Raw genomic sequence first — 10,158 nt, forward strand, 5'->3', positions numbered from 1 at the left:
GTGATGCCGGGCCCCCTTCGCGTGGTGCCGGTGGATCAGACGATCTTGCCGGACCAGTTGTTCGCGGCGGTCTTGTAGACGGCCAGCGTCTCACCGTCGAAGTACGGCGACACGTTGGTGTCGATCCGCTTGTTGCCGTCGGTGTCGGAGACCGAGATGGTCACACCGTTGAGGTAGCCGAGCCGCTTGGCGCTGCTGTAGCGGTACAGCCACGGCGAGCCGATCGCGCCCTCACCGGTGAAGGAGGACTTGATGGCCACGAGCTCCTCGGCCTTCATCGACGGAGCGGCCGCCTTGAAGGTCTTGCCGTACGCCCACTTGAGCGTGGTGCCGCTGTAGGCGTGGTTGCCGTCGGGGTGCGACCCGCTCGGGTAGCCGAACTCGAAGACGGAGGTGCCGATCTTCTGGTTGTAGGCCAGGCCCTGCCCACCGACGTTCGAGCCGAGGGTGCCGACGTCCTTGAGGCCGATCGACAGGGCGCGGCCGGTCAGGCGGTAGTCGACGTCGTAGTTGATCCAGTAGGTGCGGACGACGTACTTGTCGCCCTTCTTCATGTAGAAGGCCTTGCCGTCCCGGGACTGCTTGCCCTCTTCCCAGCCGCGAGGCTTGAAGCGGTACTCCTTGTCCGTGACGCCGGTGCCCTCCTTGAAGGGTCCGTCCGCGGCGGTGCCCTCGGGGTTGAGCTTCTTCCACTCGTCCCGCTTGACGTAGACCTTCTCGGAGTCGCGGGTGCCTTCCTTGACCACGTGCCGGGTGTCGACCACGGGCCGGATGCTCAGGTGGGAGTAGGCGCTGTCCTTGTCGAGCTTCGCCTTGGCCCAGCGAGCCTCACGGGAGGTCTCGTAGGTGCGCTCGTAGCTCCTGCCGGAGGCGCTGGTGGGCAGGACGCCGTTGTAGACGGTCACGAACGCGTAGTCGCGGTCGCCGTCCTCGTAGACATCGAAGTCGTAGTGCGTGTACGCGGTCTTGCCGACGTAGATGCCCCACGGGGTCTTGCCCTGGTAGTAACCCGGGACGAAGACCCACTTGTCGAGGGTGGCCTTGTTGCTCTTGGTGTCGTACACGCAATGGCCGGCGGTCGCCACCAGGTTCTTGTACTTCGACTGGACCGCCGTGGCGGAGCACCAGTGCGGCCGCTTGTCGGCGCCGACGAAGAACACCTTGCCGGTCGTCTTCGGCAGGTTGACGTTCTTCGTGCTGGTGGTGGCCTTCTTGTCACCGCTGGAGCCGACGACGCCGGCCTTGCTGTCCGCCGACGCTCCGCCGGTCGAGACGTGCTTGGCGGAGACCGTGGTCTCCACGTTGTACGGCTTGGCGTTGCGGAGGTTGGCCGCACGCTCGCCGAGCCAGAAGGCGGCGACCTGCTTGGCGGCGAAGTTGGTGCTGGCCAGGGTGTCGTGCGGAACGGAGTCCGCGTGCGCGGGGGCGGCGACGACCGCGGACGCCAGCAGGCCGACCGCGATGCCACCGAGGGTGAGGGTGCGCTTCAAGGGTTGTTCTCCTTGGTCTGTCGGGGGCACAAAGTACGCCCACACGTCAGTAAAGGGACGGTAAGAAAGTTATCGGAGGAGTCAGGCGGAAAGTAGCGCTGAGAACCAGAGCGTCTACGTCCCCGTAATGATCAAGGTCCGATCCGAGCCTGAACGCTCGCTGCGTTTCCGCTGATGAGATGCTGATTTTGAGAGCTCGCGATCACGCGGAGTAACTGATCGTTCAGTGGGCGAATGTGACGTAAATCACACTGGCCGGATGGAACCGAGCGCCCAAGTGATCACGTCTGATTCCGTCCGTACGGGTGCCGATCGAGGCCCGGAGGACGATCCCCGGCGGGGGTGCGAAGCGCGGAGAGAGCCGGAGACGGGGGATCGGGGAAGCGGGGAGAGCCGAAAACGGGAGAAGGGCCCGGCCGCACGCGGCCGGGCCCTTGCTCAGTGGTGCCTCACGAAGCGTCAGACGACGTCGAACGCTGTCAGACGATGTTGGCCGAGGGGGTGGCGGCCGCGGTCTTGTAGACGGCCAGCGTCTCACCGTCGAAGTACGGGGAGACGCTGGTGTCGTACCGGTTGTTGCCGTCGGTGTCGGAGACGCCGATGGTGATGCCGTTGAGGTAGCCGAACCGGGTCGCGTTGTTGTACTTGAACAGCCACGCGGAACCGGAAGCGCCCTCGCCCGTGAACGACGACTTGATGCCCTGGAGGGCCTCGCCCTTCAGCGCCGAAGCCGTGGCGGGGAAGGTCTTGCCGTAGGTGTACTTGAGGGTCTTGCCGGTGAAGGCGTAGTTGCCGTCCGGGTGCGACCCGCTCGGGTAGCCGAACACGTAGGTCGGCTGGCCGACCTTCTGGTTGTAGGCCAGACCCTGACCGCCGACGTTGTCCCCGAGCTTGCCGACGTCCTTCAGGCCGATGGTCAGCTTCAGGCCGACGACCTGGTAGCCCTTGAAAACATTCGCCTTGAACGTCCGGCTGAAGTACTTGTAGTGGTTGTTCTCCTTCACCCGCCAGAACAGGGTCTTCCCGTCCTGGCTGATGTAGGAGTCCTTGTTCGACCTGTACTCGTCCGGCCTGACGCGGTCATTGATCTTGTCCGCGGACGTCAGAGGAGCCCACTTGCCGTCGGGGTCCGTCAGGTCCTTGCCCTTGTTCCAGGCCTGGAAGTCGGCGACGGGGACCGGAACCTCCCGGGCGCGACGCGAGAGCGTGTTGACCTCCACGACCTCGAGGTTCGAGAGAGCGGTGGTCTTGTCCTTCGCGAGCTGGTCTTTGGCCTTGTAGGCGTCCCACTTGTTGCTGTAGAGCCGGGACTCGTACTTGCCGCCGCTGGTGCCGCCGTCCGTCGGGAGGACGCCGTTGTAGACGGCGACGAAGGCGTAGTCGAAGTCACCGTCGCCGTAGGTGGTGAAGTCGAAGTGGGTGAACGCCATCTTGCCGACGTAGATGCCGTACGGCGTCTTGCCGTTGTAGTAACCCGGGACGAAGACCCACTTGTCCATCAGGTCCTTGTCCTTCACCGTGTCGTAGACACAGTGACCGGCCGTGGCCACGATGTTCTTGTGCTGCGACTGCAGGGCGGTCGCCGTGCACCAGTGGGGCTTGTGGTCGGCGCCGATGAAGAACACCTTGCCGGTGGTCCGCGGCAGGTTGACGTTCTTCGACGTGCCGGTGGTCTTCTTCTCGCCGCTCGACGAGACGACGCCGGGCTTGGTGTCGGTGATCTCCTTGGGCATCGTCGACACGTGCTTCACGGAGACCTGGGTCTCGGTCCCGTACGGCGTGGCGTTGACCAGGTTCGCCATCTTCTGCCCGAACCAGAACGCGGCGACTTGCTTGGCGGCGAAGTTGGTCTCGGCCAGCGGCTTGGAGTGGGGCTTGCCGTGGCCGCGGTCGGCGTGCGCCGGGGAGGCGATCAGGGCGGAGGCCAGCAGGCCGGCCGTGACGCCGCCGATCATGAGGGTGCGCTTCAAGTGCTCTCCATGGTCTGTCGTGAGGCGCGACTTTGCCTCAAGCGTCAGTAAAGGGTGTGCAAAAACTACCGGACCGATAGCTGAGGGCGTAAGAGAGGTGCGCCAATGGGTATCACCTCGTGATCTTCAATGTGATATGCCAATGCACACCTCCGCCGCCGGACGCTTTCACCGTGAATTGCGGTGTGCCGGCGGCGGTCTTCCATGGAGGCCGTGCGGGGCGGACGGGCCGCGCGCGGCTGTGGCCGGTGCGGGCTCCTCGCGCTGGCTGTATGGGGGGAGAGCGGCACTCGCGACGGCCCAGGGAACGGCCCGGGCACAGCCCTGGAACGGTCTGGGAACGGTCCGGAACGAAAGAAGGGCAGGGTGAATTGATGACGCCGTTCCTTTTCCCGCCGGCTACCTCGCCGCGATCCTGAGAAATGCCAAAGAAAAGGACCCGACTGGAGGCCGGGTCCTTTTCCTTGTGTCAAAGACCGGGGAAAGATCAGACGATCTTGCCGGACCAGTTGGCCTGGGCGGTCTTGTAGACGGCCAGGGTCTCACCGTCGAAGTACGGGGAGACGCTGGTGTCGATGCGGCCGTTGCCGTCGGTGTCGGAGACCGCGATGGTCACACCGTTGAGGTAACCGAGCCGCTTGGTGCTGCTGTAGCGGTAGAGCCAGGACGAGCCGATGGCGCCCTCACCGGTGAAGGAGGACTTGATGCCGACGAGCTCCTCGGCCTTCATCGACGCGGCGGCGGCCTTGAAGGTCTTGCCGTAGGCCCACTTCTGGGTCTTGCCGGTGAAGGCGTAGTTGCCGTCCGGGTGCGACCCGCTCGGGTAGCCGAACTCGAAGACGGCGGTGCCGATCTTCTGGTTGTAGGCCAGGCCCTGACCGCCGACGTTGGAGCCGAGGCTGCCGACGTCCTTGAGGCCGATCGACACCTTGAAGCCGACGACCTTGTAGCCGATGATCTTGCCGGTGGGGGCCGGGGTGGGCCGGTGGTGCGACCAGCGGTTGTTGTTGTCGGACTTCGACTGCTCGTAGACCGGCACGACCTGGAGCCTGGAGTAGCCCGTGGTCTTGTCGGCCGCGAGCTTGGCCTTCGCGCGCTCGGCGAACCACTTCGTCTTGTAGAGCGGCGACTCGTACTTGCCGCCGCTGGTGCCGCCGTCGGTGGGGATGACGCCGTTGTAGACGCTCACGAACGCGTAGTCGCGGTCGCCGTCCTCGTAGACGCTGTAGTCGTAGTGCGTGTACGCGGTCTTGCCGACGTAGATGCCCCACGGGGTCTTGCCCTGGTAGTAGCCGGGGACGAAGACCCAGTTGTCCAGCGTGGTCGCGTTCGACTTGGTGTCGTAGACGCAGTGACCCGCGGTCGCCACGATGTTCTTGTACTGCGACTGCAGGGCAGTCGCCGAGCACCAGTGCGGCTTGCCGTCGGCGCCGGTGAAGAACACCTTGCCGGTGGTCTTCGGCAGGTTCACGTTCTTCGACGTGCCGGTGGAAGCCTTCTGGTCGCCGCTGGACCCGACGACGCCGGCCTTGTCGTCGGCGGAGACACCGCCGGTCGACACGTGCTTGGCCGAAACCGTGGTCTCCGCCGTGTACGGCGTGGCGTTGACCAGGTTGGCCTTCGCCTCACCGAACCAGTACTGGGCGACCTGCTGGGCGGCGAGGTTGGTGTTGGCCAGGTTCACGCTCGGAACGGAGTCGGCGTGGGCCGGGGCGGCGATGGCCGCGGAGGCCAGCAGGCCGGCCGCGATGCCACCGAATGCGAGGGTGCGCTTCAACTTTCTTCTCCCTGGTCTGTCGTGGGGCGACTCCTGCGCCCCAAGCGTCAGTAAAGGAACGGTCAGAAAGTTATAGGAGAAGTTGGTGTGGTGTAAGTGGAACCGTGACGCCTGCCCGCCGGCTCCGGCTCGCGTGATTCGTGGCGATTTGGAGGTCTCTGCGGGCATCTCCGCTGATCACGTACGGTGCCGGACGTCCGTTGTCGCGGCGGATGAGCACCTGAGGTTGGGGTGCGTATGTGATGCAAATCACATTAAGCGAATGAAACCGAGAGCGGGGGTTCAACGTCAAAAGGAGCCTTCGGCGGGACGGCGAGAGGTCTTCGGTGGCTCGTTCCGGCCGCCCGAAAGGCGCTGGATTGGTGGGGCCGCAGGCGGTCCTTCGAGGTGTCCCGGGCCGTTCGTGTCCGCCTGAAGGATCACTGAGGCCGGGGGCGGCGCCTGGCCGGAATGAGCCGGCGGTGGCGGAGCGGGAGAGGGGCGGAGCGGTGGCCGCGCGCTCGATCCCCCTGGAACGCACCACGGCGTGAGGCCGGTGAGGCGGTTTCGGGCAACAGGAAAGGGCCCGGCTGGGTGCCGGGCCCTTTCCTTGACTGTGCTTTACCGGGGGGAAGATCAGACGATCTTGCCGGACCAGTTGGCGGCAGCCTGCTTGTAGACGGCCAGCGTCTCACCGTCGAAGTACGGCGACACGTTGGTGTCGATGCGGCTGTTGCCGTCGGTGTCGGAGACCGCGATGGTCACACCGTTGAGGTAGCCGAGCCGCTTGGTGTTGCTGTAGCGGTACAGCCACGCGGAACCGATGGAGCCCTCGCCGGTGAAGGAGGACTTGATGCCGACGAGCTCCTCGGCCTTCATCGACGGGGCGGCCGCCTTGAAGGTCTTGCCGTAGGCCCACTTCTGGGTCTTGCCGGTGAAGGCGTAGTTGCCGTCCGGGTGCGACCCGCTCGGGTAACCGAACTCGAAGATGCCCGTGCCGATCTTCTGGTTGTAGGCCAGCCCCTGCCCGCCGACGTTGGACCCGAGGGTGCCGACGTCCTTGAGACCGATCGACAGCTTGAAGCCGACGACCTGGTAGCCCTTGGCGATCTTCGCCCCGAACTTCCGCATGTAGTACTTGTACTCGCTGCGGCCGTTACGGTCGTCGTGGTCGTCACGGCCGAAGCCGGGGCCGGGCTTGTCCGCCTTCACCCTCCAGAACAGGGTCCTTCCGTCCTCGCTGACGTACGAGTCCTTGTTCCAGGCCTTGTACTCGTCCTTGCTGATCTCGCGAGTGTAGGAGACGCCCGTGTTCGGAGCCCACGGGCCGTTCCCGGTCAGGTCCTTGCCCTTGTTCCAGCCCTGGAACTGGGCGACGCTGACCTGGGTCGCCTGCGCAGTGGGCGAGAGTGCGGCGACCTCCACGACCTCGAGCTTCGAGAGCGCGGTGGTCTTGTCGGCCTCGAGCTTCCGCTTGGCCTTCCACGCCTCCATCTTGGTCCAGTAGACCTGCGACTCGTACTTGCCGCCGCTGGTGCCGCCCTCGGTGGGGATGACGCCGTTGTAGACGGTCACGAACGCGTAGTCGCGGTCGCCGTCCTCGTACACGCTGTAGTCGTAGTGCGTGTAAGCGGTCTTACCGACGTAGATGCCCCAGGGGGTCTTGCCCTCGTAGTAACCGGGGATGAAGACCCACTTGTCGAGGGTGGCCGCGTTCGACTCGGTGTCGTAGACGCAGTGACCGGCCGTGGCGACGAGGTTCTTGTACTGGCCCTGGACCGAGGTGGCCGAGCACCAGTGGGGCTTGTGGTCGGCGCCGATGAAGAAGACCTTGCCGGTGGTCTTCGGGAGGTTGACGTTTTTGAGGTTGCCGGTGGCGGCCTTCTGGTCGCCGCTGGAGCCAACCGTGCCGGCCTTGTCGCTGGCCGACACGCCGCCGGTCGACACGTGCTTGGTGGGGACCTGGGTCTCCACCGCGTACGGCGTGGCGTTGATCAGGTTGGCCTTGGCCTGGCCGAACCAGAACGCCGCGACCTGCTGGGCCGCGAGGTTGGTGTTGGCCAGGTTCACGCTCGGAATCTGGTCGGCCTGAGCCGGGGCGGCGATCGCAGCGGAGGCCAGCAGGCCGGCCGCGACACCGCCCAGAGCGAGAGTGCGCTTCATGGATTTCTCCTGGTCTGTCGTGAGGCGTCACTTGCGCCCCATGCGTCAGTGAGGAACGAGGAGAAAGTTATAGGAGGAGATGAAGCGACGTAAGTGGGTTCGCGTCCATGCTCTCGGGGCCAGCGGTGCGCGCGGATGACCTGTGCCGAAGGGCGGTTGATTATTTTGGCTGATCACAAAGGAGCTGAGCGGCTTTCGTTACGCTCCGCGTTGGACCGCTATAACGGTCGGCGTGATGCAAATCACAGTTTTGAGGGAAACCGAGAGGTGTGAGATGACGTCAAAGCCCCCCGCATGCGAGGCGCGCCAATCACTGTCAGCGCCTCGGCCATGTTCCGATGAATGGGACGAAGGGTGCTATTGGTGACCGTCGGCAACTGGGCCGAGTAGGGGGGGGACGCGAACCGGCCGGCCCAGCTGATGGTCCGAGGCGGACAATCAGTGGCAGCCCTAGGCGCCGCGCCGGTTGTTCGGCGGAAACATCTGGGAGAACGGGAAAAGGGCCCGGCTGGGTGCCGGGCCCTTTCCTTGACTGTGCTTTACCGGGGGGAAGATCAGACGATCTTGCCGGACCAGTTGGCGGCAGCCTGCTTGTAGACGGCCAGCGTCTCACCGTCGAAGTACGGGGAAACGTTGGTGTCGATGCGGTTGTTGCCGTCGGTGTCGGAGACCGCGATGGTCACACCGTTGAGGTAGCCGAGCCGCTTGGTGTTGCTGTAGCGGTACAGCCACGCGGAACCGATGGAGCCCTCGCCGGTGAAGGAGGACTTGATGCCGACGAGCTCCTCGGCCTTCATCGACGGGGCGGCCGCCTTGAAGGTCTTGCCGTAGGCCCACTTCTGGGTCTTGCCGGTGAAGGCGTAGTTGCCGTCGGGGTGCGAGCCGCTCGGGTAGCCGAACTCGAAGATGCCCGTGCCGATCTTCTGGTTGTAGGCCAGGCCCTGCCCGCCGACGTTGGACCCGAGGGTGCCGACGTCCTTGAGACCGATCGACAGCTTGAAGCCGACAACCTGGTAGCCCTTGACAACCTTCGCCGTGAACGTCCGGCTGAAGTACTTGTACTCGGGACCCTTCGGCGGCTCCGGCTTGTCGCCCGGCTTGCCCGGTCCGCCCGGGTTGCCCGGGTTGCCGGGGTGGCCCGGTCCGCCCGGGTTACCGGGGTTGCCGGGGTGGCCCGGTCCGCCCGGGTTGCCCGGGTTGGTGGGCGCGAAGCTGGGCTTGTTGCCGCCCTGCTCCTTCACCCGCCAGTACAGGGTCTTCCCGTCCTGGCTGACGTAGGAGTCCTTGTCCTGCGTGTAGTCCTTCTTCTCGACGTTGGCAGGCGCGGTGGCGAAGGTGCCCCAGGTCCACTTGCCGTTCGGGTCCGTCAGGTTCTTGCCCTTGTTCCAGTCCTGGAACTCGGCGACGGTGACCGGAACCGGCTTGGCGAAGCGCGAGAGCTTGTTGACCGGCACGATCTGGAGCTTCGAGAGCGCGGTGGTCTTGTCGGCCTCGAGCTTCCGCTTGGCCTTCCAGGCCTCGAGCTTGGTCGGGTAGACCTGCGACTCGTACTTGCCGGCGCTGGTGCCGCCCTCGGTGGGGATGACGCCGTTGTAGACGGTCACGAACGCGTAGTCGCGGTCGCCGTCCTCGTACACGCTGTAGTCGTAGTGCGTGTAAGCGGTCTTACCGACGTAGATGCCCCACGGGGTCTTGCCCTCGTAGTAGCCGGGGATGAAGACCCACTTGTCCAGCGTGGTGGCGTTGGACTCGGTGTCGTAGACGCAGTGACCCGCGGTCGCCACCAGGTTCTTGTACTGGCCCTGGACCGAGGTGGCCGAGCACCAGTGCGGCTTGTGGTCGGCGCCGATGAAGAACACCTTGCCGGTGGTCTTCGGCAGGTTGACGTTCTTCAGGTTGCCGGTGGCGGCCTTCTGGTCGCCGCTGGAACCCACAACGCCGGCCTTGTCGCTGGCCGACACGCCGCCGGTCGACACGTGCTTGGTGGGGACCGTGGTCTCCACCGCGTACGGGGTCGCGTTGATCAGGTTCGCCTTGGCCTGACCGAACCAGAACGCCGCGACCTGCTGGGCCGCGAGGTTGGTGTTGGCCAGGTTCACGCTCGGGATCGAGTCCGCGTGAGCCGGGGCAGCGATCGCAGCGGAGGCCAGCAGGCCCGCCGTGACCCCGCCCAGAGCGAGAGTGCGCTTCATGGATTTCTCCTGGTCTGTCGTGAGGCGCCACTTGCGCCCCATGCGTCAGTGAGGAACGAGGAGAAAGCTATATGAGGAAAAGGAGTGACGTAAGTGGGTTTGTGGCCATGCCTTAAGGGGGAGTGAGGCACGCGAATGACCCGAGCCAGAGAGTCGTTGATCATTTTGGCTGATCAACAATGGTGCCAAGGGGCCTCCGTTACGCTCCGCGTTGGACCGATGCAACGTCAGATGTGATGTAAATCACAGCTGTGGAGGAAACCGAAGAGGTGTGCAATCACGTCGCGGCGAGCGGGGTGAGGGCTGCCGGCCCGTGCGGACGCGCTTCGCAGAATCGGACAAGCGGCGCTATTTGCGACCATTAGCCGTCGGGTCGGGCAGGGGAGAGCGCGCACCAGCCGACCAGTGGACGACTCCGACAAGGATTGAGAATTAGGCGGTTTCGGGCAACAGAAAAGGGCCCGGCTGGGTGCCGGGCCCTTTCCTTGACTGTGCTTTACCGGGGGGAAGATCAGACGATCTTGCCGGACCAGTTGGCGGCAGCCTGCTTGTAGACGGCCAGCGTCTCACCGTCGAAGTACGGCGAC

Annotated in this window: 5 protein-coding genes; all 5 read right to left on the minus strand. The window is 65.0% G+C overall.

What is annotated here, in order from left to right; genetic code table 11:
- Positions 1-35: 35 nt before the first annotated feature.
- Entirely contained in the window at positions 36-1,490 is a 1,455-nt protein-coding gene (locus tag AB0O28_RS24285; RefSeq protein ID WP_363643771.1) for a hypothetical protein, read from the minus strand.
- Between the two features lie 479 nt (positions 1,491-1,969).
- Entirely contained in the window at positions 1,970-3,460 is a 1,491-nt protein-coding gene (locus AB0O28_RS24290) for a hypothetical protein (RefSeq protein WP_363643773.1), read from the minus strand.
- 487 nt (positions 3,461-3,947) lie between these two features.
- Positions 3,948-5,237 carry a hypothetical protein gene (locus AB0O28_RS24295; protein ID WP_363643775.1) on the minus strand — a complete coding sequence of 430 codons (1,290 nt, stop codon included), beginning with the start codon at positions 5,235-5,237 and terminating at the stop codon, positions 3,948-3,950.
- A 615-nt stretch (positions 5,238-5,852) separates the two neighbouring features.
- Positions 5,853-7,379, minus strand: coding sequence for a hypothetical protein (locus AB0O28_RS24300; RefSeq protein ID WP_363643777.1), 1,527 nt, complete (start codon positions 7,377-7,379; stop codon positions 5,853-5,855).
- A gap of 554 nt (positions 7,380-7,933) precedes the next feature.
- Positions 7,934-9,571, minus strand: a complete 1,638-nt coding sequence (locus AB0O28_RS24305; protein ID WP_363643779.1) for a hypothetical protein — start codon at positions 9,569-9,571, stop codon at positions 7,934-7,936.
- Between the last annotated feature and the right edge of the window lie 587 nt (positions 9,572-10,158).

This window comes from Microbispora sp. NPDC088329 (genome assembly GCF_040685655.1).
In the GTDB taxonomy this organism is placed as follows: domain Bacteria; phylum Actinomycetota; class Actinomycetes; order Streptosporangiales; family Streptosporangiaceae; genus Microbispora.

Bases quoted from the DNA above. Each gene is read 5' to 3' on its own strand.
- AB0O28_RS24300 (WP_363643777.1), bottom strand. From the start codon at position 7,379: ATGAAGCGCACTCTCGCTCTGGGCGGTGTCGCGGCCGGCCTGCTGGCC.
- AB0O28_RS24305 (WP_363643779.1), bottom strand. From the start codon at position 9,571: ATGAAGCGCACTCTCGCTCTGGGCGGGGTCACGGCGGGCCTGCTGGCC.